We start from the raw sequence: 24,964 nt of genomic DNA on the forward strand, positions 1-24,964 counted from the left end.
GCCCGGCGGACGGCGTCGATGAGCCGCACCGATCAGGCGCCGTCGGTCGACCTCGCCGTCGACCGCGCCCGTGACGGCGAGGCCGCCGTCCAGGTCGAGGCGGCCGAGAGCGAGCTGCGCCGCCTCGGCCTGGAGGACCTGCGGGTCCACCACCACGGCGACCTCGCCCGGGTCGAGGCTCCCCACACGGAGCTGCCGGTCGTGGCGGCCGAGCCCCTGCGCGGGGAGGTCCTGCGGGCCGTCCGGTCGGCGGGCTTCCGGCTCGTCGCGCTCGACCTCGGCACCCCGGCGGACCCCGGCACCTGACGCGCCGGCGCGCCCTCCGCGCGCCCTGCCCGGACCGCCGCCGACGCGGGCCGGGCAGCCGTCGACGGCCCCGTCACGGAACCGTCGCCGGGCGTCGCCCGGCGACGCCGACCGGTGGCAACCGACGGCAACCACGCCCTCCCGCGCGCCTCGTGCCCGCGCACGACCCGGCACCCGCGGTCCGGTGCGCCTGGTGCCGCGGTCGCTCGTCCAGCGCTGTCAGGTGCAACAAATGGCAACTCGTTGTCCGTGCCATGGCCCGCACCTACTGTCCATGCCAGGCGCACGGAGAACGAGCTCCGTGCGCAGGACCTCGACCACCGTCCCGTACGACCCCGCGTCCTCGCCTCACCGGCCCCGCGCCGCCCTCCGCACGAGCCCCTCCCCGGGCCGGAGGCTGCGCCCCGGTGGGCGCACGGTGCCGGCCGCGTCGTCGCCCGGGAGCCACCAGCAGAAGGGAGGGCGGCACGATGTGGACGCTCTCGGGCTTCGCCGACGAGATATCGCCCGACGTCGAGACGCAGTGCGTCGTCGCCTCCGAGCTCGGGCTGGGGTTCGTCGAGCTCCGCAGCGCGTGGGGGACCAACGTGCTCGACCTCGACGACGACCAGCGGGAGCGCGTCGCAAGCCTCCTGCGCGCGCACGACCTCCGCGTCTCCAGCATCGGGTCTCCCGTCGGCAAGATCTTCGTCGACGAGGACTTCGAGCCCCACCTCGACCGGATGCGGCACGCCGCCCGCGTCGCACGGGAGCTCGAGGCCCCGTACGTGCGCGTGTTCTCGTTCTTCGTCCGCCCCGGGACCGACCCGGCGTCGTGGCGCGACGTCGTCCTGCGCCGGATGGCGGCGCTCGCCGACGTGGCGCGCGCGGCCGGCGTCGTGCTGGTCCACGAGAACGAGAAGGACATCTACGGGGACGTGCCCGAGCGCTGCCTGGACGTCGTGGAGTCGGTGGGCTCGCCGCACCTGGCGCTCGCGTGGGACTCGGCGAACTTCGTCCAGGTGGGCGTGCGGCCCTTCACCGACGGCTACGCGCTGCTGCGCCCGTACCTGGAGTACGTCCAGGTGAAGGACGCGCTCGCGGCGACGGGCGCCGTCGTGCCCGCCGGGCGCGGTGACGGTGAGGTCCCGGAGACCGTGCGGGCCCTGCGCGACGACGGCTTCGACGGGTTCTTCTCGCTCGAGCCGCACCTGAGCGACGCCCACAGCCTCGGCGGGTTCTCCGGGCCGGAGCTGTTCACCGAGGCCTGGGAGGCGTTCACCACGATCCTCGACGCCGAGGCGGTGCCCTTCCGATGACCGACGCTCCCCGCCCGGGCACCCCACCCACGACCAGGACCACGACCATGGAGGACCGCACGATGACGACTGCCCAGGAAGTGCGACCGGCCAGCCAGGAGGCGCGCCCGCCCGTCGGGGCGGCCCGGCGCCCCGGCCCGCGCACGCGCGGCACGACGTCGGCCGGCAGCCGGGTGGCGGCGGTCGCCTCGGCGGCCTGGCGTCCCGCGCTGGTGCTGCTCGCGCTGTTCGCCGTGTGGTGGTTCGTCGCGTGGCGCGAGCTCGTGCCGGCGTACCTGGTCCCGTCGCCGGGAGCCGTCTGGGACACGATGGTCGAGGACTGGGCCATGCTCGCCGAGCACACCTGGGTGACCACGATGGAGACGGTCGTCGGGTTCGTGCTCGCCTCCGTGATCGGCGTCGCGACGGCGGTCCTGCTCGTCTACTCGCCGACGGCCGAGAAGTCGCTGTACCCGCTCATCCTCTTCGCCCAGGTGATCCCCAAGATCGCGATCGCTCCGATCCTCGTGGTCTGGTTCGGGTTCGGCGCCGCCCCCAAGATCATCCTCGCGGTGCTCATCGCGTTCTTCCCGGTCGTGGTCTCGGCCGTCGCCGGGCTGCGGTCGATCGACCCGGAGCTGCTGGAGATGTCGGCGACCATGGGCGCGTCGCGCTGGAAGACCTTCCGCAAGATCCGCTTCCCGGGGTCGCTGCCCCAGCTCATGTCCGGGCTCAAGGTCGCCGTCACGCTCGCGGTGGTGGGGGCGGTCGTCGGCGAGTTCGTCGGCGCCGACCGCGGCCTCGGGTACGTGCTGCTCCTCGCGAGCGGCAACCTCGACGCGCCGCTCCTGTTCGCCGACCTCATCCTCATGTCGCTCATCGGCGTCGTGCTGTTCCTCCTCGTCGAGCTGCTGGAGCGGCTCCTCATCCCGTGGCACGCGTCGCGGCGCGGGAACCTCGTCCTCGCGTCCTCCTGACACGCCCCTGACCCACCCCAGAGTTCGCCGCCTCGACGACGAGGCGGCGCGAGCAGAAGGAGTCTTCCCATGCGTGGTGCACGTCTGACAGTCTCGCTGGCCGCGGCCGGCGTCGTGGTGGCGGGGACGGCGGCCTGCGGGCAGTCGGCCGACCCGTCCGGGCCCGCGGAGGGCGAGGGCGGCCTCACCGAGGTCACCGTCACCCTCAACTGGGTGCCCTACGGCGAGCACGCGCCGTTCTACTACGGCGTCGAGCAGGGCATCTTCGAGGAGGAGGGCATCGACCTCACGATCCAGCCGGGCAACGGGTCGGGGAACACGGTCCAGCAGGTCGCGCAGCGCAACACCGACTTCGGCTGGGCCGACACGCCACCGCTCGCGAACGCCATCAGCTCGGGCATGCCGGTGCGCAGCGTGGGCGTGTTCCTCCAGACCGGGCCCAGCTCGGTCGAGTTCTTCGCCGACCAGGGCATCACCGAGCCCGCCGACCTGGTGGGCAAGACGGTCGGCGGCACGCCGGGCGACGCGATGTACGGGACGTTCCCGGCCTGGCTGGAGCTCAACGGCGTCGACCCGGCCGACGTGACCGTGGTCAACGTCGACGCCGCGGGCAAGATCGCCGCGCTCATCGAGGGCAAGGTTGACGCGATCCAGGGGTTCCACCACGACCAGGCGCCGACGATCGAGAACCAGACCGGCGAGGAGGTCGACGCGCTGCCCTTCGCGGACTTCGGCATGAACCTGCTCGGTACCGGCCTGGTGGCCAACGAGAAGCTCATCGCGGACGACCCGGAGCTCGTCGAGGCGATGGTGCGCGCGACGTCGCGGGCGTTCCTCGGGGCGTCCGAGGACCCGGGCGCGGCGGTCGCGGCCATGGCCGCGGGCGCCGAGCAGGCGCCCGACGAGGCGGTGCTGGCGGCCCAGCTCGCCGCGACGATCGACCTGCTGAACCTCGAGGACGCCCCCGCACCCGGCGTGAACACCGAGGAGCAGTGGACGGACACCCTGACGTTCCTGTCCGAGAACACGGACTTCGACGGCGGCACGACCCCGACCGACTTCTGGGACGGCGCGTTCGGGGCGGACCTGTGACCGCGACCGAGCTCACCGCCCCCGTCGACGCGGTCGGCGCCGACCCCATCATCGAGGTCCGCGACCTCACGATGCGCTTCACGTCGAAGCGGTCCGAGACCGTGGCGCTCGACGACGTCTCCCTGAGCGTCCAGCCGGGCGAGTTCGTCACGATCGTCGGGCCGTCCGGCTGCGGCAAGTCGACGCTGCTGAAGATCGTCGCGGGCCTCACGGCCTACACCGAGGGCGAGGTGCGCCTGTACGGGCAGCCCGTCACGCGCCCGCAGCGCGAGATCGGGTTCGCGTTCCAGCGCTCGGCGCTGCTCGAGTGGCGCGGGGTGCGCAAGAACATCCTGCTCCAGGCGGAGATGCGGGGCATGGACAAGCGCCGGGCGCAGGAGCGTGCGGACGCGCTCATCGCCCTGACCGGGCTCACGGGCTTCGAGAAGGCGCTGCCGCACGAGCTGTCCGGCGGCATGCAGCAGCGCGTCGCGCTGTGCCGGGCCCTGCTGCACGAGCCGCGCGTCCTGCTCATGGACGAGCCGTTCGGCGCGCTCGACGCACTCACGCGCGAGCAGATGAACATCGAGATGAACCGCATCTGGCGCGAGACCGGCACGACCATCGTGCTCGTCACGCACTCGGTGCCCGAGGCGGTGTTCCTCGGGAGCCGGATCGTCGTCATGAGCCCGCGCCCCGGACGGATCGTCGAGACCCTCGAGCCCGGGCTGCCCGACGAGCGCGACTACGGCACGACGCTCGTCGACCCCCGGTTCACGGGTGCCGCCGAGCGGCTGCGCGACCTGCTCGGCGCCAGCCACGTCGCCGAGTGAGCGCGTCCGTGCGGTCGGCTCCGGAGGACGCCGGACCCGTCGTCGGCGTCGGGATCGTCGGGATGGGCAGCATCGGCGTGCTGCACGCGCGGGCGCTGCGTGATCTGGCGCCGCGTGCGCGGCTCGTCGCGTACTCCGGCGGCGCGGTGCTCGACGACGACGTGACGCCGGCCGGACCGGCGGCGCACGTGGCGCCGGACGAGGTGGTCCGCCATGAGGGCGTCGACGTCGTGGCGATCTGCACGCCGAGCGGGAGCCACGCGCGCCTCGCGCTCGCGGCGCTCGCGGCAGGCAGGCACGTCGTCGTGGAGAAGCCGCTCGCGGTGACCGTCGAGGACGCCCTCCGCGTCGAGCGGGAGGCGCGCGAGCGGGGCCTGGTCGTCTCGATGGTCTCGCAGCGCCGCTTCGAGCCCCCGCACCAGGCGCTCCGGCGCGCGCTCGACGACGGCGCCCTCGGGGAGCTGCGCCTCGTCGCGACGCACGTGCCCTGGTACCGCGACGACGACTACTACGCCGCGGCGCGGTGGCGGTCGTCCACGGCGGAGGGCGGCGGGTCGCTCATGAACCAGGGCGTGCACAACGTCGACCTCCTGCGCTGGCTGTGCGGGCCGGTCGAGTCGGTCACCGCGCAGGCCGGGACGCTCGCGCGCGGGGGAGTGCTCGGCGAGGCCCCGGGGGACCTCGCCGAGGACACGACCGTGGCGACGCTGCGCCTCGCGTCGGGCGCGCTCGGCGTCGTCACGACGACGACGGCCACGCCCCCGGGCTTCCCCGCGACCCTCGCTCTCCACGGGTCGCGCGGCTCGGTGGAGCTCGCGCAGGACGAGGTCCTCCGATGGGACGTGCCGGGCGTCCCGGCGCCCACGTCGGGATCCTCGGCGGGCGGCGCGGCCGACCCGCTCGCGATCGGGCACGCCGGCCACCGCGTGCAGTGGGAGCGGGTGCTCGCGGCCCTGGACGGCACGGCACCGCCACCGGTCGACGCCGCCGACGCCGTGGAGACCGTCCGGCTCCTGTGCGCGATCCGCGAGGCTGCCGCGACCGGGCGGGTCGTCCGCCCGGCCGACCTCGCGGGGCCCAGAGTGCCGACGCCGGTGCGGTGACGCCGTCGGCACGCGCGCCGTCCTGCGAATCCCGCTGCGAACGTTTGCAAACCTCTGCATACGGAGACCTCAGTACCCAGATCCGCCATGACTACAATCGTTCGCATTCCCTGCTCCCCGGGGCTCGTCCCCGGTCCGACCACCCGGTGACACCGTCGCCGACCCGAGACCCCGCTGGAGGCCGCGTGACAGCCCCGACCGACGTCCCGAGCCGACCCGGCCCGACGTCGTCCGCTGCGACGCCGGCGGACGCCGCGCGATCGGCGCGACCGCGTCTGCGCCGCGCCGCCCGTCCCGCGTTCCCGCCGGCGCCCGTCCTCCCGACGCAGGTCGGGATCGTCCACCTCGGGATCGGCGCCTTCCACCGCGCGCACCAGGCGGTCGTCACCGAGGACGCCGCGCGCGCCACGGGCGAGACCTGCTGGGGCATCCTCGGCGTGACGCAGCGCTCCGCGTCGGTCCGCGACCAGCTCCGACCGCAGGACGGGGTCTACACCGTGCTGACCGTCGGGCCCGACGGCGCGTCCCCGCGCGTGGTGGGGTCGGTGACCGACGTCGCGTGGCCGGCCGAGGAGACGCCGCGCGTCCTCGCAGCGCTCGCCGCACCGACGACCCACGTCGTGACGCTCACGGTCACCGAGAAGGGGTACGCGCGCCGGGCCGACGGTCACCTCGACGTCGACGCGGTCGCGGGCGACCTCGAGGTGCTGCGCCGCGAGGAGGCGGCGACGAGCTCTCCGGGCGGGGGCGCGCCGGGCGTGGGTGTCCCGGGCGACGCCGCGGAGGAGGACGCCCACGGCGTCGCGGCGACCAGCGCCGTCGGGCTCCTCGTGCGCGGGCTCGCGGCGCGGCGTCGGGCCGAGGGCGCGCCCCTGACCGTGCTGAGCTGCGACAACCTCGCCGACAACGGGCACGTGCTCGCCCGGCTCGTGGGCGAGGCGGTCGACGCCGCACTCCCGGGCGCCGAGGGAGATGCGCTGCGCGCCTGGCTCGCCGCGTCGGTGACCTTCCCGTGCAGCATGGTCGACCGCATCGTGCCGGCCACGACGCCCGCGCAGCGCGACGAGGTCGAGACGCTGCTCGGCGCGCGCGACGAGGGCCTGGTCGTGGCGGAGCCGTTCCTCCAGTGGGTGATCGAGGACCGCTTCGCCGGGCCGCGCCCCGCCTGGGAGCGAGGCGGGGCGACGCTCACGCGCGACGTCGCGCCCTACGAGCGCGCGAAGCTGCGCCTGCTCAACGGGGCGCACTCCTACCTCGCGTACGCGGGCTCGCTCGCCGGGCACACGACGATCGCCGAGGCCGTCGCCGACCCGGCGCTCGCCGCGGGCGCCCGGGCGCTCCAGGCCGACGCGCTCGCGACGCTCGACGCGCCGGACGGCGTCGACCTCGCCGCGTACGCGCAGACGCTGCTCGACCGGTTCGCCAACCCCGCGACGGGGCACACGACGCGACAGGTCGCGGCGGACGGCACGCAGAAGATCCCGTTCCGCTGGGGCGCGACGCTCGCCGACCTCCTCGCGGCGCGCCCGGACGCCTCGGCGCCGCAGGGCGTCGTGGCGGCGCTCGCCGCGTGGGCCGGGTACGTCGTCGCGGAGGTGCGCGCGGGCCGCACGGTGGACGACCCGCGCGGCGACGAGCTGGGCGCGGTGGTCGCGGGCGCGCCCGACGCCGCGGCGGCCGTCCGCGCGCTCGTCCGCCTCCCCGGCCTGCTGCCCGGGGTCCCGGACGCGCGCCTGGACGAGATCGCCGACGGGGCCGTCGCTGCGGCCGTCGGCGCGAGCACGACCGGCACGACCGGCACGACGAACGAGGAGGCTGCGCCGTGAAGATGGGGTTCCGCTGGTACGGGGAGGGGAACGACACGGTCACGCTCGACCACGTGCGCCAGGTCCCCGGCGTGGAGACGATCGTGTGGAGCCTGCACGGCAAGCAGGCCGGCGAGGTGTGGGAGCAGGCGGAGATCGACGCCGAGGTCGCGACGATCACCGGGCTGAGCGACGAGGCCCGCGCGCGCGGGATCACCCGGACCTTCGACGCCGAGGTGGTCGAGTCCGTCAACGTGCACGAGTCGATCAAGCTCGGCAAGACCGTCCTCGGGCGCAGCCGCGACGAGGCGATCGAGAACTACGTGACGACGATCCGCCGGCTGGGCCGGGCCGGGGTGAAGGTCGTCTGCTACAACTTCATGCCCGTCTTCGACTGGCTGCGCACCGACCTGTGGCGCCCGCTGCCCGACGGCTCGACCGCGCTGTTCTTCGAGCGGGCCGTCGTGGACGCGCTCTCGCCGCAGAGCCTCATCGCCGACATGGAGGCGAACACGCACGGCCTCACGCTGCCCGGCTGGGAGCCCGAGCGGCTCGCGAGCTTCGCCGAGCTCGACGCCGCCTACGAGGGCGTGACGCGCGAGGACATGTACGCCCACTACCGGTACTTCCTCGACGCCGTGATCCCCGCGTGCGAGGAGGCCGACGTCAAGCTCGGCGTGCACCCCGACGACCCGCCCTACGACGTGTTCGGCTGGCCTCGCGTCGTGTCGACGAAGGACGACCTCGCGCGCGTGCTGTCCCTCCACGACAGCCCGTACCACGGCCTGACGCTGTGCCTCGGCAGCTTCTCGGCGAACCCCGACCAGGACGCGGTCGACGCCGTGCGCACGTTCATGGACCGCATCCACTTCACGCACGTGCGCAACATCAAGCACCTGGGGAACGGCGACTTCACCGAGGTCGCGCACCGCGCGTGCGAGGGCAGCGTCGACACGACGGGCATCATGCGCGCGTACGCCGAGGCGGGCTACCAGGGCTACGTGCGCCCCGACCACGGCCGGCACCTGTGGGACGAGAACACGACGAACAAGCCCCGCCCCGGCTACGGCCTGTACGACCGCGCGCTCGGCGTCCAGTACCTGCTCGGCGCCTGGGACGCGTTCCGGTACGACGCCTGACGACTCGGCACGAGCTGCGGGACGCTCTGCGTCACGCCATCGTGATGATGGTCTTGCCGGTCGGCCGCTCGGTGGGGTTGAGCGCGTCGGGCGCCTCGGCGAGCGGGCGAACCGTGCCGATGGTGGTGCGGAGCCGTCCGGTGCGCACGCGCGCGACGATCTCGGTGAGCTGGGCCCGGTCCGGCTCGACGACGAAGAAGATCGACCGGCCGTCCTCGGGCTGCCGGGCCGGGGGCTCGGCGATCGTCACGAGGGTGCCGCCGGCCTGGACGAGGTCGGTGGACCGGGCGGCGACGTCTCCGCCGATGACGTCGAACACCAGGTTGACGCGTCCGACGGCGGCGAGGTCGTCGGCACCGAGATCGACGAACTCGTGGGCGCCGTGGTCGAGCGCCGCCGCGCGGTCGGCCGTGCGGCCGGTGCCGATGACGTAGGCCCCGGCCTCGCGCGCGAGCTGGGACGCGACGGAGCCGACGCCGCCGGCGGCCCCGTGCACCAGGACGGTCTGCCCCGCCTGGAGGCGGCCGTGCTCGAACAGGCCCTGCCAGGCCGTCAGGCCGGAGACGGGCAGGCTCGCCGCGGTCACGAAGTCGACGTCGGCCGGCAGCGGCGCGAGGTTCCGGGCCTCGACGGCGACGTACTCGGCGAGCGTGCCGTTCCTGGTCCAGTCGGCGAGCCCGAGCACGCGCTGCCCGACGTCGAGGCCGGTGGTGCCGTAACCGAGGCCGGTGACGACCCCGGCGAGCTCGTGTCCGGGGATGCTCGGCGTACGGTCACGCCCGGCACGGTCCGTCCACGTCGCCGGCCAGGTGAGCTCCCCGGGCGTGAAGCCGGAGGCGTGGACGCGGACGACGACGTCGTTCTCCGACGCGTGCGGCTCGGGTTGCTCGGTCAGCGCCATCCCTGCGGTTCCGGCGTCGGGGTCGGTCACGATGATCGCCTGCATAGGTGTGCTCCTGTTCGGGTGGAGGTGTGCACCAGATAGACGACGCTGCCCGGTCCCGTGTCAGGTGGGGCGCCAGGTCCGCAGCTTGTGGGGGTTCCACTGGACGAGGACCGCACGCACCGCGCCGCTGTCGGTGACCAGCTCCAGGACGCCGCTGGTGTCCCCGTCCCGGTCGAAGGTGAGGACGACCCCGGACGGGGTCTCGCGCAGCCGGAGCGTGGTCGGCGCCTGACGGGCCAGGACCCCGACGACGAACCGCGCGACCTTCTCGGCTCCGCGCACGGGGTTGAGGGCCGCGCGCGCGACGCCACCGCCGTCGGAGAGCAGGGTCACGTCCGGGTGCAGCAGCCTGAGCAGCTCGGCGACGTCGCCGGTGACGGCGGCGCGCTGGAACGCGGCGGTGAGCGAGGGGTCGGGGACGCCGCTCACGTCGCCGCCCGCTGCGACACGAGCGCGCGCCGACGACGCGAGCTGGCGGACGGCACCCGGCGAGCGGTCGAGCACGTCCGCGACCTCGGCGACGGGGACGTCGAACACGTCGCGGAGGACGAACGCGACGCGCTCCGCCGGCGTCATCGACTCCATCACCGTCAGCAGGGCCATGCTCACGGACTCCGACCGCACGGCGAGCTCGGCGGGGTCGCCGTCCTGGAGGGTCGGGGTGGCGTAGCGCCCGTCGGCCACCGGCTCGGGCAGCCACGGGCCGACGTACCTGTCGTGGCGCCGCGGCGCGCTCTTCAGGACGTCCAGGCACACGCGGCTCGTCGTCCTCGCGAACCACCCCACGCGGTTCGTCACCGCCTCGCGACCCGCGTCGTCGAGGCGGTACCAGCGGACGAACGCCTCCTGCACGGCGTCCTCGGCGTCGGCGACCGTGCCGAGCATCCGGAATGCCAGGCCGACCAGGCGGTCCCGGTCCACGTCCCTCGGTCCTGAGGTCTGCGACATGACAGCCATCATCCGCCGGACCGGCGCCTCGAGGCGCACGCGAGGGACACCCGGAGGACGGACCCCGCGGGGGTTCACGGTCCGTGCGGCTAGGCGTCCCCGGCGGCGGACCTCGCCTCGCCCCAGCCGTACCAGCGCTCGACCTCGATCCACGCGCTGACGCGCGGGCTGTGCCGGTTCGCGTACTCACGCCCCGTATAGTGCCGAGAGATCCGGTCGATGTCGGCCAGGCCCTCGTCGGGGCTCAGCTCCGTGACACGTCCGACGAGCGTCACGTGCGTGTACCAGTTCTCGTCGAGCACGGTGAGCGAGACGCGCGGGTCCTTCCGCAGGTGCCGGAGGCGCACGCGCGACTCGTCGAGGTTGACGAGCACGCGGCCGTCGTCCTCCCAGACGTACCACGTCGCCGCGGTGACGGGTGCGCCGTCGGACCGCGCGGTCGCCATGACGGCGGCGTTCGGGCGGCGCAGCAGCTCGACGAGACGGGACGGCAGCGGGGGTCGGGACACGACGGCTCCTCCAGGTCGGGACGGCGGGACGTCCCGACGCTACGGCACGCGAGGTCCGTCAGCGCGTCCGGGGCGCGCCGCGCCCGGTTCACGAGACGCTCGGGGACTCGTCCCGGGCGAACGCGCCGACGTCGGGGTCGTAGGTCACGGTCCGCGACTGGTCGAGCTCGACGAGCACCAGGGCGTCGAGCCAGCGGCCCGGGGCACCGCCGCTACCGCCACGGCCCGGCGCCGGGAGATCGGCGGCGTCCGGGTCGTCCTGCACGTCGTGCACGACGACGACCGGTGCGCCGGGCAGGGGCACGCGGTCCGGCGGCGCGACGAGCAGGACCTCGACGCTCCGCTCCGCTCCCGGTGGTCCGTAGGCGACGGTCGCGTCGAACCGCGGCCGTCCGTCGTCGGTCCACGAACCCAGGTACCGCCGGTCGACGAGCGAGCCCGGCGTGCGGACCCCGTCACGCCGCAGCGCGCGCAGTCGCTCCTGGACGGCTCGGGCCTCGAGCTGCGCCTCGGTCGCCGAGAGGACGGCGACCACGCCCCCCGCCAGCGCCCCGACGGCCACGCACGCGAGCGCGAGGAGCGGCTCGAGCTCGAGGTCTCGTGCGAGGGGGTGCGCGACGTCCGCGAGGTCCAGCCCGACGACGGTACCCACCCCGAGGGCGACGCCGAGGAGCGCGGTGGCCCACGTCAGGCGCGACGCGACGCGGGCGGACCCGCTCGCGCCGAGGGCGACGGTGTGGACGCCGAGAAGGAGGACGCACGCGGGGAGCGCGACGACGGCGAGCGCGACCACGAGCCACCACGGAGCCGGGCGGCCTCCCGGCAGGGCGCCCGCGCCGAGCAGGTGGCCGGCGAGCAGGGTGAGGGCGGCCCCGGCGACGACCGCCACCAGCGCACCCGAGCCGAGGACCAGCCAGGTCAGGTAGCGCGACTGCGCGCGGGGCGAGAGGGGGGTCTCGACGACGGCGCGGCCGTGCCGGTCGCGGACGGCGAACGCCGGGATCCCGGGGCTGAGGAACCCCGGGTTGCCGGGCAGGCCCGTCAGCCCGGCCGCCGGCTCCGAGGCCGAGCCCCAGCTCGGGGCGTCCACCGGCGGGGCGGAGGCCGGTCCGTCGCGGCCGTCGAGGTCGTCTCGCGATGCGGTCATGGCAGCCCTCCTCTCTGGTCAAGAAAACCTCAAGTGCAGGGTAGGGGATGGTGGGCGAGATGTCACCGCCCCGGTGCGCGGCGGGGTCCGTCCGGGTCTCCTGACGAGGTCGTTCGGGCGCGGCGGCGCGTGACATGATCGACCTCATGCTCACTCCCGCCACCGGCGCGGCCGGGTCGCGCATCGCCGGCCTCGGTCACTTCCAGCCCGAGAAGACGCTGACGAACGACGACATCGCGCAGCTCGTCGAGACCAACGACGAGTGGATCCGCTCGCGCACGGGGATCGTCACGCGGCACGTCGCCGACGACGACACGACCGTCGCCGACATGGCCACCGCGGCCGCGCGCCACGCGCTCACCGACGCGGGCGTCGACCCCGCCGAGGTCGACCTCGTCATCGTCGCCACCGCCACCGCGACCGACCGCTCGCCCAACACCGCCGGCCGCGTCGCCTATCACCTGCGCACCGGCGTCATGCCCGGGCAGTCGACGCCCGAGGAGGCGTCCGAGCTCGACCTGCGCGGCGTCGTCGGGCCCGCGGTGCTCGACGTCAACGTCGCGTGCTCCGGGTTCGCCCACTCCGTCGGCCTCGCCGACCAGGCGATCCGCGCGGGCTCCGCCCGCACCGCCGTCGTCATCGGTGCGGAGAAGCTCACCGCGTTCACCGACTGGACCGACCGCAGCACGTGCATCCTCACCGCCGACGGCGCGGGCGCCGCCGTGCTGCGCGCGACGGACGAGCCCGGCGTCGGTCCCGTGACCTGGGGCTCCGAGCCCGACCTCACCCCCGCCGTGCTCATCGAGTCGCCCGCCGACAAGTTTGCCCAGGACGGCCGCGCCGTCTTCAAGTGGGCCATCACGCGCGCCGCCGACCGCGCGCGCTCCGTCGTGGAGCGCTCCGGAGCCTCGCTCGACGACATCGAGGTGCTCGTCGCGCACCAGGCGAACCTGCGCATCATCGAGCCCCTCGCGAAGTCGCTCGGGCTGGAGTCCAAGATCGTCGTCACCGACATCGTCGAATCCGGCAACACGTCCGCCGCGTCCATCCCGCTCGGGCTCTCCAAGTGGTGGCACGCCGGCAAGATCCCCGCCGGCGTCCCGGCGCTCCTCTTCGGGTTCGGCGGCGGGTTCGCCTGGGCGGGCCAGGTCGTGGAGACCCCGACCCGCTGACACCGCTCGCGCCGCGCCTGCCGGTCCCATGCTTCGGGTCGCTTCTGGTCGGGTCGCTGGGTCGCCTCCGGTCGAGTTCCGCGAGGGGCGGGGCGGGTCTACCATCCGCCGCTCGTCCCTCGCGGCTCCCGCCAGACCCGCCACGACCCGCCCCACCCCTCGCTCCACCCGACCTCCCCGTCCGTCTCACCAGGTGCCCGCGGACGTGCGTGCCGCGACGGAGCGCGGTGGTGCGGGGTCAGCGCGACGCGCCGGGGTGGTCGGCGCACGCCTCCCGGGATGGATGAGGCTGGCTCGCGGCTCGCGGCTCGCGGCTCGCGGCTCGCGGCTCGCGGCTCACCGCAGCAAGGTCCGGCCCAGCACCGACGACGAGATGCGAGTTGTTGCCCTCTCCACCGTCCGTGGAGGGGCAACAACTCGCATCTCATGATCCGTCAGCCGTCGGCTGTGACGGTCGGTGGGTGGGTGCGTCGCCCTCGACTCGCCCCTGTACCGGGCCGAGGGGGTGATCGTCGTGACCGTCCGGAGCACTGCGGGCCTGGGCCCGACCGATCTCCTGAGGTGAGACCTTCTGCGAGGGCCGACGCCGGAGCGGAGGGTGGGGCGGGTCGTGGCGGGTCTGGCGGGAGCCGCGAGGAACGAGCGGCGGATGGTAGACCCGCCCCACCCTCCGCGGAGGTGTCGGGCCGGAGGTGACCGGTCGACGGACATCCGTGGAGGTGCCGGGCCGGGGCGACCGGAGGGGCGTACCCGGCTGTCGGCCGCCCGGGTCCGACGCCGGGCGGCCGACACGGGGCCGTGGCTTCCTTTACGGGTAGCTGACGACCTTCGCCGGGACGGTCTCGACGCCGCTGGCGCGGGGGCCGACGCCGTTGATGACGTGCTCGTACGTGCCCACTCCGCCGAGCGAGACGGTCAGCAGCGTGTGCATCCGCACGCCCGGGGTGACCGGGACCTCGAACCCGTTGTCGGAGACGATCGACGCGTCGGACGTGAACACGCAGTAGGAGCCCAGGCCCCAGGCCTCGTGGTGCTGCACGTGGTCCGCGACCTTGTACGCCGCCCACCCGCGGATGCCGTCGTGGTTCCACGCGGCCTGGTTCGGCGGGTCGTAGGGGAGCTCGTTCTGGTAGAAGATCGTGCGCCCCCGCTCGCCGTTCCACAGGGTGTTGTACTTCTGGTAGTGCTCGACGAAGAGGCCGTAGCCGTCGACGTCGTCGCCGTTGACCACGAGGCCGTGGTCGGCGGTGTTGACGTCCCAGCCGATGCCCTCGCCGTGGTCGCCGCGCCACGACCAGATGTGGTCGACGATCGTGTCGTCCGCGTTGATGACGATCGCGCTCTCCACCTTGCCCGCGTGGGCGCCGCCGACGCGGACGAACACGTCGTGGATCGAGATCGGGTCGTCCGCGTGGTCCGCGGCCGATCCCTCGGCGCCGACGGTGAGCATCGACGGGGACTCGGTCGCCCCGGCGTCGAACAGGACGCTCGCGACGCGGACGCCGTCGACGTCGCCGACCTGGAGCGCGGTCTGCCCGGCGGTGGGCACGATCGTGGCGTAGCCGAGACCGAGCACGACCGTGTCGGCGCGGTTCACCTCGATCGTCTCGTCGAGCTCGTAGACGCCGGGCGTGAGCAGGAGGTGCAGGCCCTGGTCGAGCGCGGCGTTGATGTGCTCGGCGGTGTCGCCGGGGTGCGCGACGTAGAAGTCGTCGAGCGGGATCGACGTTCCGGGCGTGGATCCGTTCTTCCACGTCGCGCCGCGCGTGCCCTCGCGCAGCGACGGCACGAAGACGGCGTAGTCGTCGCCGTCGAGGTAGAGGTACGGCTTCTCGCGGATCGTGCCCGTGGTGTCGAGCGTGGTGACGGCGGGCTCGGGGAACGTCGTCGGCGGGGCGTTCTCGGTGCCGGAGAACACCATGTTCCACAGCGTGCCGTCCCAGCCGCCCGTGAGCGTCGAGTCGCGCGTGTACCACTGCTGCTGGGTGTAGCCCCGCACCTGGCCGTCGACGATGGAGTCGGCGGTGAAGCCGCCCGACGCCCACCCGTAGCGGGACGAGTGCAGCATGAGGTTGCCCTTGACGTGGATGCGACGCATGGGCGCCGCCTGCGAGACGGCCCAGCGCATGTCGCCGCCGGTCGGGGTGACGGCGAGGTTCTCGATGGAGCGCCAGAAGTTCTGCGTCGCGTTCCCCTCGAACCACTCCGCGTCGGCCCAGACGCCGCCGGTGATGTTCACGTCGTCGGGGTTCTTGCCGAGGCCGTTGACCGCGGTGTTGAAGCCGACGTTGACGTGCACCGGGTACGTGCCGGGCTCGAAGAGGAACTGGTCGCGGCGCAGGCCGAACTGGCTCTCCTCCTGCGCGGCGTACGCCGCGTCGACGGCGGCCTGGATCTGGTCGACCGGGGTGCCGGGGCCGAACACGTGCACGTTGGGCCCGAGGTCCCCGCCGCCCTCGATCGGCTCGCCCGTGCCGGGGTTCGGTGTCCCGTCAGCCGTGGTCAGCACGCGCAGCTCCCAGATCGAGTAGCCCCAGCCGGTCCCGCGCTCGGTGCCGACGAGCCGGACGTAGCGGCCCGAGCCGGTGACGTCGAGAACCTGCGTGCCGCCGGTCCCGTCGGTCACCGTGTGCAGCGTGCGCCACAGGGTGCCGTCGTCGGACGTCTCGACGCGGAAGCCCTTGCCGTAGGCGCCCTCCCAGTCGATCTCGATCCCGCAGACGGGCTTGATCGCGCCTAGGTCGACCTGGAGCCACTGCGCGTCGGAGAAGTCGCTGCTCCAGCGCGTGTCGGCCTTGCCGTCCACGGCGAGGCCCGCGGCGTACGCGCCCTCGGTGGACGACGCCGTCGCCACCTTCCCGAGCGCGGCGTTCGTCGTGCAGTCGTCGCCGGGCCCGCCCGGGTCGACCGTCCCGCCGTCGGTCCCGGGCGTGCCGAACACCTGGAGCTCCCACAGCGAGTAGCCGTAGCCGGTGCCGCGCTCGGTGCCGAGCAGGCGTACGTACCGCCCGGTCCCGGACACGGGCAGGGTCTGCTGCCCGCCCGCACCGTCGGTGACCGTCCGCAGCGTGCGCCAGGTCGCGCCGTCGTCGGAGGCTTCGATGCGGAAGCCCTTGCCGTAGGCGCCCTCCCAGGTCAGGGCGACGGACGAGAGCGTCGAGACCTGGCCGAGGTCGACCTGGAGCCACTGGCCCTCGGAGAACTCGCTGCTCCAGCGCGTGCTCAGGTCGCCGTCGACGGCCCGTGCGGCGACGTGGTCGCCCTCGACGCTCGAGGCGGTCGCGGTCTTGCCCTGGGAGAGGTCGACGGGTTCCGCCGCGGTCGCGACGGGCGCCGCGAGCGGGGCCGCGACGCACGCCGCGGTCAGGCCCGCGGCGAGGGAGGCCAGGCGGTGCCTGGCCGGGGTTCGGAGATGCATGGTCCTGCCTTCTTCGGGTCGGTGGGCCGTACCGGGGCACGGCCGTGCCCCGGGTGCGGCGCCGTCGTGGTCGACGACGCCGCACCCGTCGGGCGGTGGGGTGTCAGCCGACGAGCTGGTAGTTCTCGTCGAGCACGGTGCCGCGGTGCGGCTTGTAGAGGTCGTACCCGCGGGGGTTGCACTGGAGCCCGCCGTTGATGCAGTGCTCCACGAGGCGCTCCAGCACCTCGGGCTCCCAGCCGTTGATGAAGTCGTAGTGCCACGACTGGTCGGAGCCGCTGACGAGCCGCACGTCGGACATGTCACCGCTCACGGGCCACGCGATCTTGAACTCGATCATCGGGACCGCGATCGGGTGCGTCATGGGGCACTGCCCGTCCACGGGGTACGCCATGTGCGCGCCGTGGCCCATGTGCGCCGAGGCGTCGGGGGACAGGTGCATGCCGTCCCAGCAGCTCGGCGCCTGGTAGCGGATGTTGAGCTCGGTGCCCTCGGGGCAGTGCGCCGGGATGTCCCAGCTCTTCGAGATGTCGCCGCACTCCCAGCCCTCGACGGCGCCCGGCGCGGTCCGGAACTCGTCGTACGTCGCCATCATGTCGCCCGCGACGAACCGCAGGCCGGGCGGGAAGGGCTTGACCTTCGTGTAGTCGTCGATCCCCGACTTGTAGTAGATCGTCAGGGGGATGTCGGGCTCGATCGGGACGCCGTTCTTCTCGATCGCCGGGAACCAGTAGGACGAGTGGTCCTGCGGGACGGTGCAGGTCGACTCGGTGTCCTCGAACAGGTCCTCGGGCACCGTGAACGCGTCGGTCACGCGGTTGCCGACGAACGTGTGCAGGTGCGACTTCCCCGGCTGCCCCGGGAAGACGATCGGGTCGTCGGGCAGGAAGTGCGAGAACGAGCAGTTCGCCTGGAACTCGTGGTGCGTGACCTCGTCGTCCCACTCCGGCGGCACCTCGGGCTCGGGGGCGTCGCCGTCGCCGAACACCTGGAGCTCGTACAGCGAGTAGCCGTACTGGGTGCCGCGCTCGGTGCCGACGACCTGGACGTAGCGGCCCGTCACGTCGACGTCGAACGACTGCACGCCGCCCGTCCCGTCGACGACGGTCGCGACGGTCGCCCAGGACTGCCCGTCCTGCGACACCTGGACCGTGAAGTCCTTGCCGTACGCGGCCTCCCAGTCGAGGACGACGCGGTCGAGGTCGTGCGGCTCGCCGAGGTCGACGCGGAGCCACTGGTCGTCGCTCGGCTGGCTCGCCCAACGGGTGGACCGGTCGCCGTCGACCGCGAACCGGGGCCCCAGGCCGCCGGACTCGGAGCTCGACGCCGCCGTGAGCGCGCCCTGGGAGAGCAGGGTGTCCGGGGCGGCTGCGGCGCTCGTCGTGACGACGACCGAGGCCGACGCCACGAGGACGCCGGTCATCGTCGCGGCGATCCGGCGTCGGCGCGTCCCGGGGCGGCGGATGCCGTGCCGGGGAGGCGATAGCGTGGTGGTGCGTGTCGTGCCGTGCATGCTTCCTCCTTCGAGGTCGTCGCGCGCTGCGGAGCCTCTCGGGCAGGAGCGCGCGACGCTGCGCGGATGATGGGCACGCCCGGCGTCTGTCACCGGGCGCCGTGCCGGGTGGGGGCGGTTGCCGCCGCCCCCACCTGGACGTCTGTGGGTGTCAGCGCTGGTAGACGCCGAGCTCGAACAGGGAGTAGCCCCACGCGGTGCCGCGCGCGTCGAGCTGGAGCCGCACGTAGCGGCCGGTACCCGCGACGTCGAGGCTGTCGACCCCGCCGTCGCCGTCCGTCACCGTGCGGACCGTCGTCCAGGACTGCCCGTCGTTCGAGGTCTGGATCCTGTAGGCCTTGCCGAACGCCGTCTCCCAGACGAGCTGGACGTGCTGGAACGCCTGGACCGAGCCGAGGTCGACCGTCAGCCACTCGTCGTCGTTCCAGCTGCTCGCCCAGCGCGTGCTCTGGTCGCCGTCGGTCGCCTGGCCGGGGGACCAGTTGCCGTTCCAGGGGTCGAAGCTCGACGCCGTGGTGGTCTTGCCCTGCGCGATGTTCGTCCCGGCGACCGGCGGGGCCACGACGCGGAACGACCGCGTCTCGACCCCGACGTTCCCCTTCCCGTCCTCGGCCCACACGTAGAGCTTCCACACGCCGAGCCGCGAGGGCGCGGTGACCGAGAACGTCCCCGGGCCCGTGCTCGTGAGCTCGGTCCAGGCGAGGCCGCCGGCGCCGTCGACGTACTTGCTGTTGAAGAACGCGACGTAGTTGATCGGGTCGCCGTCGGGGTCGGTCGCGGCGAGGTCGACGTCCAGCGTCGCGCCGGCGGTCACGGACGTCGAGCCCGGGATCGTCATGCCGGTGATGCGCGGGGCCGTGTTCACGCCCGTGAGGTCGACGCCCCACGTCTTGGCGATCGCGTGGTAGCCGAGGCGCTTGTTGTTGCCGGGCGTGACGTTGAACCACACCCCGCCGAAGTCGCCCTCGACGCCGTAGTGGAAGAACGTCGCGCCGAGCGCCTTGCCCTCGTGCTCCATGAGGCACTTCCAGGACAGCGGCAGCGCGCGGCTCTTCTCGATGTCGGTGGGCTCGTCCGGGACGCCGTTCACGTCGTCGGGGACCTCCCACTCGCCGGCCGCGCCGCCCTCGGTGAGGACGTACGGCTTCCCGTAGTCCCCGGCCTCCCACGCCGCGGCGATGCTGCACACGTCGCCGTACGCGTTGATGGAGAGCAGGTCCAGGTCGGGCGCGTGGTCGCGGATGTACGGCCACGCGCCGGTCCACGCGTCGGTGTTCGACGTCGGGTGGTTCGGGTCGATCGCGTGGATCGCGACGCTCACCTCGTTGACGAACGACGCGTAGGCGTTGCGGATCTCCTCGAGGTCCGTGCCGGAGTAGCAGTTCTGGAGGCCGAGGATCGCCTCGTTGCCGATGTTCCACATCAGTACGGCCGGGTGGTCCTTGTACTCCTGCACCCAGCGCAGGATGTCGGCCTTGGTGTCGTTCTTGTACGTCGTGTCGGTGCGGTAGTCGATGCAGCCGCCCGACCCCGGGCCGCCGCCGGGCATGAGCCAGAAGCCCGCGATGACGCGGACGTCGTGCTCGGCCGCGGCGTCGAAGATCGCGCGCGAGTCGGCGCCCGTGCCCCAGGTGCGGGTCGTGTTGCCGTTGATGTCGGCGAGGCCCTGCATGCGCGGCCCGGTCTCCTCGGCGCTCGTGCCGCCCCACGTGAATCCGCGCACCGTGTACGGCTGCCCGTCCACCTGGAGGTCCCAGTCGCCGTTCCCGCCGACGACCTCGACGACGCTCGGCCCCGAGTCCTTGACCGGCACCGTCGGGTGGCCGGGGCGCACGTAGTCGGGGAACGGGTCGGTCGGGTCACCGGGGTCGGTCGGGTCGACCGGCCCCGAGCTGCCCGCCTCGCCGAACACGCGGAACTCGTAGAGCGAGTGGCCGTAGCCGCCCGGGCGGGCGGTCGACAGGACGCGCACGTACCGCCCCTCGCCGTCGACGTCGAGCACGTCGGTGCCGCCGTCGCCCTGGGTCGTGGAGTAGAGCGTGCGCCAGGCGGAGGCGTCGTCGGAGACCTGGACCTGGTAGGCCGACGAGTAGGCGCCCTCCCAGACGAGCTCCACACGGTCGACGCTCGCGTCCTGCTCCAGGTCGACCTGGAGCCACTGGGGGTCGCTCCAGGCGCTGGACCAGCGCGTGCCGAGGTCGCCGTCGACGGCGTTGCCCGCGGCGTACCCGGCCCAGTCGTCCTGGACGGACGACGCGGTGGCGGGCTTGCCCTGGGACAGGAGCACCGGCTCGGCGCTCGCGGTCGTCGCCGGCACGACCAGCGCCGCACCCGCGAGGGCGCCGGAGGCCAGCGTCGCGAGCGCGGCGCGAGCCGCTCGGCGTCTGCGGGGCCGCGCGGGGGCGGTGGGGGATGTGGTGCGCATCGTGTTCGTCTACCTCTCCGTCCGCCCCAGGTCGGCGTCGACCCGGGGCACAGTTCGTCGTCGAGCCGTGCCCCCAGCCGCGGCGCCGCGGCTGAGGTGTGAAGCAGGGAGAGCGCTCTTACCCGAGGCCCGAGTTTTCACCCGCTCGCGAGGGCTGTCAAGCGCATGACCCTCTCGAGACGCCGGGAATAACCGTATAAATACCCCGAAAACGGGCGCCAACTCTGACAAACTGGTCAGTAAGAAATGTCCCGGCAGCACGGGGCGCGGGCAGGACCGACCGCGGCAGGAAAGCGCTCTTACCCCTGCTATCGTCGGGAGCGTGAGCGAGGACGTGCAGCACCGGGCGCCGACGCTCGACGACGTCGCCCGGGTGGCCGGCGTGTCGCGCGCGACGGTCTCGCGCGTCGTCAACGGCAAGCGCAAGGTCGCGCCCGCCGTCCAGGAGGTCGTCCTGGAGGCCGTGGCGACCACGGGCTACGTGCCCAACCGGGCCGCGCGCTCGCTCGTCACGCGCCGCACGGGGACGGTCGCCGTCGTGGTCTCCGGCGCCGAGCCGGGCCCCGACGACGGCCTGCACCTCCCGCGCCTGCTCGCCGACCCGTTCTTCGGCCGCGTCGTGGGGTCGTTCGTGCGGTCGCTGCGGCCGCACGACGTCCACCCCGTGCTCATGCTCGCCGACGGCGACGAGGCGAGGCGGCAGGTCGTGTCCTACCTGCGGTTCGGCAACGCCGACGGCGCGCTCCTGGTCTCCACCCACGCCGACGACCCGCTCCCCGAGCAGCTCCTGGCCACGGGCAGACCCGTGGTGCTCTTCGCGCGGCCCCCGCGGCCCCTCCCGGTGAGCTACGTCGACGTCGCGAACACCGACGGCGCTCGCCTCGCCGCGCACCACCTGCTGGACCGCGGGTGCCGGACCGTCGGGGTGGTGTCCGGCCCGCTCGACGTCCTCGCCGCCCGGGACCGTCTCGACGGCTTCCGCGACGCCATGGCCCGCCGGGGCCACGCGTACGTGCCGAGCGTCGAGGGCAACTTCACGGTCGAGAGCGGCGAGGCCGCGATGCTCGAGCTGTTGCGCACCGCGCCCGGGATCGACGGCGTCTTCGTCTCGAACGACGTCATGGCGCAGGGGGCGATCCACGCGCTGCGCGAGCAGGGCCGCCGGGTGCCTGACGACGTCGCCGTCGTGGGGTTCGACGACAGCCCCGCCGGCACGCTCACGCGGCCGGCCCTCACGACCGTGCGCCAGCCCGTGGAGGAGATGGCGGCCGAGATGGCGCGACTCCTGCTGGAGCAGGTGGAGAACGGCGAGCCGCGGGTCACGTCGCGGATCTTCGACCCCGTGCTCGTCGTGCGCGACTCGGCCTAGCGTCCCGCGAGCGGGAAGGCAGAATGGGCCCATGCCTCTCGCTCCGCGCTACGTCGCCGCCGACGACCGTTACGACACCATGACCTACCGCCGGACGGGGCGCAGCGGCCTCGACCTCCCCGCGATCTCGCTCGGACTGTGGCACAACTTCGGAGACGTGAACCCGTTCGAGACGCAGCGCGCCGTGCTGCGCCGCGCGTTCGACCTCGGGATCACGCACTTCGACCTCGCCAACAACTACGGCCCGCCCTACGGCTCCGCGGAGGAGAACTTCGGCCGCCACCTCGCGCAGGACCTCGGCGCGTACCGCGACGAGCTCGTCATCTCCTCCAAGGCCGGGTACGACATGTGGCCCGGGCCGTACGGCGACGGCGGCTCGCGCAAGTACCTCCTGTCCTCGCTCGACCAGTCGCTGACGCGCATGGGCCTCGACTACGTGGACGTCTTCTACCACCACCGCCCGGACCCGAGCACCCCGCTCGAGGAGTCCATGCGGGCGCTGCACGACGCCGTCCAGCAGGGCAAGGCGCTCTACGTCGGCGTGTCGAACTACTCGCCGTCCCGCACGCGCGAGGCCGCCGCGATCCTCGCCGACCTCGGCACCCCGCTGCTCATCCACCAGCCCAGCTACTCGATGCTCAACCGCCACGTCGAGGACCTGGCGCACGAGGACCCGTACGACGGCGTCCAGAGCGAGTCGCTGCTCGACGTCGTGGGCGACCTCGGCGTCGGCACCATCGTGTTCTCGCCGCTCCAGCAGGGCCTGCTCACCGACCGCTACCTCTCCGGCTCCGCGCCCGAGGGATCGCGCGCCGCCCGCCCCGACTCGCCGTTCCTGTCCGAGCAGAACCTCGACGAGGCTTACCTCGAGAAGGCTCGCGCGCTGAACGAGATCGCCGCCGGCCGCGACCAGACCCTCGCCCAGCTCGCCCTCGCCTGGGTGCTCCGCGACGACCGCGTCACGTCCGCGCTCATCGGCGCGAGCAGCGTGCGCCAGCTCGAGAACAACGTCGCCGCGCTCGCGGCACCCCCGCTCACCCCCGACGAGACGGACGCCATCGAGTCCGCCCTCGCGAGGTAGAACCGAACCGCCGGTCGCGAGGTAGAGCTCGCGGGGCTCTACCTCGGGTCCGGAGGTTCTACCTCGCGACCATGGGCGGGGTGCGGGTCGGCAGACGACGACGCCGCGGCGGCGCGCTCCAGGAGGAGCTGGCGCTCGTGGCGGGTCGGGGCGAGGGCAGCGGCGCGTTCGAGGACGTCCGCGGCCTCGGCGTGCCGTCCCAGCCGGGTGAGCAGGTCGCCGCGCACGGCGCCGTAGAGGTGGTGGCGGGCGAGGCGCGGGTCGTCCGCGACGGCGTCGAGCACGACGAGCGCGGCGTCGGGACCGTCCGCGTAGCCGACGGCGACGGCGCGGTTGAGCTCGACGACGGGGGAGGGCGCGACGGACGCGAGCGCGTCGTAGAGGGCGACGATCGCCTCCCAGTCGGTGTCCGCCCAGGCCGTGGCCCGTGCGTGGCACGCGGCGATCGCGGCCTGGAGGGAGTAGGGACCGAGCGGCTTCCCGGCGCGCGTGCCCAGCGCGAGCGCGCGGTCGAGCGCGGCGAGGCCGTGGCGGACGAGGAGGCGGTCCCAGCGTGCACGGTCCTGGTCCTGGAGCAGCACGGGCTCGCCGTCGGGCCCGGTGCGCGCGGCGAAGCGTGACGCCTGGAGCTCCATGAGCGCGACGAGCCCGTGCACCTCCGGCTCGCCCGGGAGCAGCCCGGCGAGCACCCGCCCGAGCCGCATCGCGTCGTCGGCGAGCTCGCGCCGTACCCACGCGTCTCCCGACGTGGCGGCGTACCCCTCGGTGAAGACGAGGTACACGACCTCGAGCACGGCGGGCACGCGGGCGGCGAGCTCGTCGGCCTGCGGGACGTCGAACGGGACGTTCGCCTCGGCGAGCGTCCGCTTCGCGCGCGAGACGCGCTGCCCGACCGTCGCGGAGGGGACGAGGAACGCGCGCGCGATCTCGTCCGTCGTCAGTCCCCCCACGAGGCGCAGGGTGAGCGCGACGCGGGAGTCGCGCGGGAGCACGGGGTGACAGGCGACGAGCACGAGCGCGAGCAGGTCGTCGCCCACGGGGTCCTCGACGATCGCGTCGGGGGCCGGGACCGACCCCACGAGGACCGCGCCGCCGTCGCCCGGGTGCGCGACCGCCGTCGTCCCTCCGCCGGACCGCGCACCGGGCGCGGCGAGGTCCGCCGCGAGCCGCGCGTACTTCTCGTCGCGCGTGCGCTCGCGGCGGACCAGGTCGACGGCGCGGCGGCGCGCCACGGTCGTCAGCCACGCGCCGGGGTTGTCCGGGACGCCCTGCTCGGGCCACTGCTCGAGCGCGGCGACGAACGCCTCCTGGGCGACCTCCTCGGCGAGGCCGACGTCGCGCAGGGTCCGCGCGAGGCCCGCGACGAGCCGCGGCGACTCGATGCGCCACACGGCCTCGACGGTGCGGGAGACGTCGGTCATCGTCGTACCCCTGTCATACCCCTGCCCGGAGCAGGGCTCAGGAGCCCTGCTGCGCGCGGATCTGCTCGGCGAGGCGCTCGTCCTTCGCGCGCTGCTCGGGCGTGTACTCGGCGCCGAAGTCCTCGACCTCGAAGATCGGCCGGATCTCGAGGACCTCCTCCAGGCCCATGCTCGGGTCGCTGGGGCACTTGCGGGCCCACTCGACGGCCTCCTCGAGCGAGGAGACCTGCCAGATCCAGTACCCGGCGACGATCTCCTTGGACTCGGTGAACGGCCCGTCGACGACGGACGTCTCGCCGCCGCGGAACACGACGCGCGCGGCCTTGGCCGTGGGCTGCAGTCCCTGGCCGTCGAGCATGATGCCCGCCTTGACGAGCTCCTCGTTGTACGCGCCCATCTGGGCGAGCATCTCCTGGGTGGGGGCGATCTTGTCCTCGTCGGCCCCGTTGCCCGTGATCATGACCATGACGCGCATGACGTTCCTCCTCGGTGAGTGCCTCCTCG

General features: G+C 73.7%; 20 protein-coding genes. 11 read left to right on the top strand and 9 right to left on the bottom strand.

Annotation, left to right across the window (positions count from 1 at the left end):
* Nucleotides 1–18: 18 nt before the first annotated feature.
* The 8 genes from ABRQ22_RS17690 to ABRQ22_RS17725 all read left to right on the top strand — a co-directional run bounded on the left by ABRQ22_RS17690 (nucleotide 19) and on the right by ABRQ22_RS17725 (nucleotide 8,511).
* A complete protein-coding gene (locus ABRQ22_RS17690) occupies nucleotides 19–306 on the top strand; it encodes a hypothetical protein (protein WP_253054963.1) in 288 nt (95 codons plus the stop codon).
* A gap of 470 nt (nucleotides 307–776) precedes the next feature.
* Nucleotides 777–1,604 (top strand): sugar phosphate isomerase/epimerase family protein, encoded by an 828-nt coding sequence (locus tag ABRQ22_RS17695; RefSeq protein ID WP_353707686.1) that lies wholly within the window; start codon nucleotides 777–779, stop codon nucleotides 1,602–1,604.
* A gap of 62 nt (nucleotides 1,605–1,666) precedes the next feature.
* Nucleotides 1,667–2,560, top strand: coding sequence for an ABC transporter permease (locus ABRQ22_RS17700; RefSeq protein WP_253054965.1), 894 nt, complete (start codon nucleotides 1,667–1,669; stop codon nucleotides 2,558–2,560).
* A gap of 69 nt (nucleotides 2,561–2,629) precedes the next feature.
* Complete coding sequence (locus ABRQ22_RS17705; protein ID WP_353707687.1) at nucleotides 2,630–3,652, top strand: ABC transporter substrate-binding protein; 1,023 nt, start codon at nucleotides 2,630–2,632, stop codon at nucleotides 3,650–3,652.
* A complete protein-coding gene (locus tag ABRQ22_RS17710) occupies nucleotides 3,649–4,464 on the top strand; it encodes an ABC transporter ATP-binding protein (RefSeq protein ID WP_253054967.1) in 816 nt (271 codons plus the stop codon). Before ABRQ22_RS17705 ends, ABRQ22_RS17710 begins: the two co-directional genes overlap by 4 nt.
* Nucleotides 4,461–5,567: a Gfo/Idh/MocA family oxidoreductase gene (locus tag ABRQ22_RS17715; protein WP_253054968.1), complete on the top strand. Its 1,107-nt coding sequence runs from the start codon at nucleotides 4,461–4,463 to the stop codon at nucleotides 5,565–5,567. The genes ABRQ22_RS17710 and ABRQ22_RS17715 overlap by 4 nt, the downstream gene beginning before the upstream one ends.
* A gap of 185 nt (nucleotides 5,568–5,752) precedes the next feature.
* On the top strand, nucleotides 5,753–7,393 hold the full coding sequence (locus tag ABRQ22_RS17720; RefSeq protein WP_353707688.1) for a mannitol dehydrogenase family protein: 1,641 nt from the start codon (nucleotides 5,753–5,755) through the stop codon (nucleotides 7,391–7,393).
* Nucleotides 7,394–7,395: 2 nt separating this feature from the next.
* Complete coding sequence (locus ABRQ22_RS17725; protein ID WP_353709574.1) at nucleotides 7,396–8,511, top strand: mannonate dehydratase; 1,116 nt, start codon at nucleotides 7,396–7,398, stop codon at nucleotides 8,509–8,511.
* Nucleotides 8,512–8,542: 31 nt separating this feature from the next.
* Here ABRQ22_RS17725 and ABRQ22_RS17730 read toward each other — a convergent pair whose 3' ends face one another.
* The 4 genes from ABRQ22_RS17730 to ABRQ22_RS17745 form a co-directional block, all read right to left on the bottom strand.
* Nucleotides 8,543–9,457, bottom strand: coding sequence for an NADP-dependent oxidoreductase (locus tag ABRQ22_RS17730; protein WP_353707689.1), 915 nt, complete (start codon nucleotides 9,455–9,457; stop codon nucleotides 8,543–8,545).
* Nucleotides 9,458–9,517: 60 nt separating this feature from the next.
* Nucleotides 9,518–10,405, bottom strand: coding sequence for a sigma-70 family RNA polymerase sigma factor (locus ABRQ22_RS17735; RefSeq protein WP_353707690.1), 888 nt, complete (start codon nucleotides 10,403–10,405; stop codon nucleotides 9,518–9,520).
* Nucleotides 10,406–10,494: 89 nt separating this feature from the next.
* Nucleotides 10,495–10,914, bottom strand: coding sequence for a TIGR03618 family F420-dependent PPOX class oxidoreductase (locus ABRQ22_RS17740; RefSeq protein ID WP_353707691.1), 420 nt, complete (start codon nucleotides 10,912–10,914; stop codon nucleotides 10,495–10,497).
* An 88-nt stretch (nucleotides 10,915–11,002) separates the two neighbouring features.
* Complete coding sequence (locus ABRQ22_RS17745) at nucleotides 11,003–12,061, bottom strand: hypothetical protein (protein ID WP_353707692.1); 1,059 nt, start codon at nucleotides 12,059–12,061, stop codon at nucleotides 11,003–11,005.
* Nucleotides 12,062–12,207: 146 nt separating this feature from the next.
* Between ABRQ22_RS17745 and ABRQ22_RS17750 the strand changes: the two genes are divergently transcribed.
* Nucleotides 12,208–13,233 carry a 3-oxoacyl-[acyl-carrier-protein] synthase III C-terminal domain-containing protein gene (locus tag ABRQ22_RS17750; protein ID WP_353707693.1) on the top strand — a complete coding sequence of 342 codons (1,026 nt, stop codon included), beginning with the start codon at nucleotides 12,208–12,210 and terminating at the stop codon, nucleotides 13,231–13,233.
* 808 nt (nucleotides 13,234–14,041) lie between these two features.
* On the opposite strand, the gene ABRQ22_RS17755 is transcribed toward ABRQ22_RS17750, so the two are convergent.
* The 3 genes from ABRQ22_RS17755 to ABRQ22_RS17765 form a co-directional block, all read right to left on the bottom strand.
* Entirely contained in the window at nucleotides 14,042–16,651 is a 2,610-nt protein-coding gene (locus ABRQ22_RS17755; protein WP_353707694.1) for a discoidin domain-containing protein, read from the bottom strand.
* A 103-nt stretch (nucleotides 16,652–16,754) separates the two neighbouring features.
* Nucleotides 16,755–18,164, bottom strand: a complete 1,410-nt coding sequence (locus tag ABRQ22_RS17760; protein ID WP_353707695.1) for a DUF1996 domain-containing protein — start codon at nucleotides 18,162–18,164, stop codon at nucleotides 16,755–16,757.
* A 151-nt stretch (nucleotides 18,165–18,315) separates the two neighbouring features.
* Nucleotides 18,316–20,589 carry a discoidin domain-containing protein gene (locus ABRQ22_RS17765; RefSeq protein WP_353707696.1) on the bottom strand — a complete coding sequence of 758 codons (2,274 nt, stop codon included), beginning with the start codon at nucleotides 20,587–20,589 and terminating at the stop codon, nucleotides 18,316–18,318.
* Nucleotides 20,590–20,911: 322 nt separating this feature from the next.
* Here ABRQ22_RS17765 and ABRQ22_RS17770 point away from each other — a divergent pair, with 322 nt between their 5' ends.
* Both ABRQ22_RS17770 and ABRQ22_RS17775 read left to right on the top strand, forming a co-directional pair.
* Nucleotides 20,912–21,958 (top strand): LacI family DNA-binding transcriptional regulator, encoded by a 1,047-nt coding sequence (locus ABRQ22_RS17770; protein WP_353707697.1) that lies wholly within the window; start codon nucleotides 20,912–20,914, stop codon nucleotides 21,956–21,958.
* Nucleotides 21,959–21,989: 31 nt separating this feature from the next.
* Complete coding sequence (locus tag ABRQ22_RS17775; RefSeq protein ID WP_353707698.1) at nucleotides 21,990–23,039, top strand: aldo/keto reductase; 1,050 nt, start codon at nucleotides 21,990–21,992, stop codon at nucleotides 23,037–23,039.
* Between the two features lie 38 nt (nucleotides 23,040–23,077).
* Here ABRQ22_RS17775 and ABRQ22_RS17780 read toward each other — a convergent pair whose 3' ends face one another.
* Nucleotides 23,078–24,460: an RNA polymerase sigma factor gene (locus tag ABRQ22_RS17780; protein WP_253054981.1), complete on the bottom strand. Its 1,383-nt coding sequence runs from the start codon at nucleotides 24,458–24,460 to the stop codon at nucleotides 23,078–23,080.
* A 37-nt stretch (nucleotides 24,461–24,497) separates the two neighbouring features.
* Nucleotides 24,498–24,935, bottom strand: a complete 438-nt coding sequence (locus ABRQ22_RS17785) for a YciI family protein (protein ID WP_353707699.1) — start codon at nucleotides 24,933–24,935, stop codon at nucleotides 24,498–24,500.
* Nucleotides 24,936–24,964 lie beyond the last annotated feature (29 nt).

Source organism: Cellulosimicrobium sp. ES-005 (genome assembly GCF_040448685.1).
GTDB classification, from domain to species: Bacteria; Actinomycetota; Actinomycetes; order Actinomycetales; family Cellulomonadaceae; genus Cellulosimicrobium; species Cellulosimicrobium cellulans_G.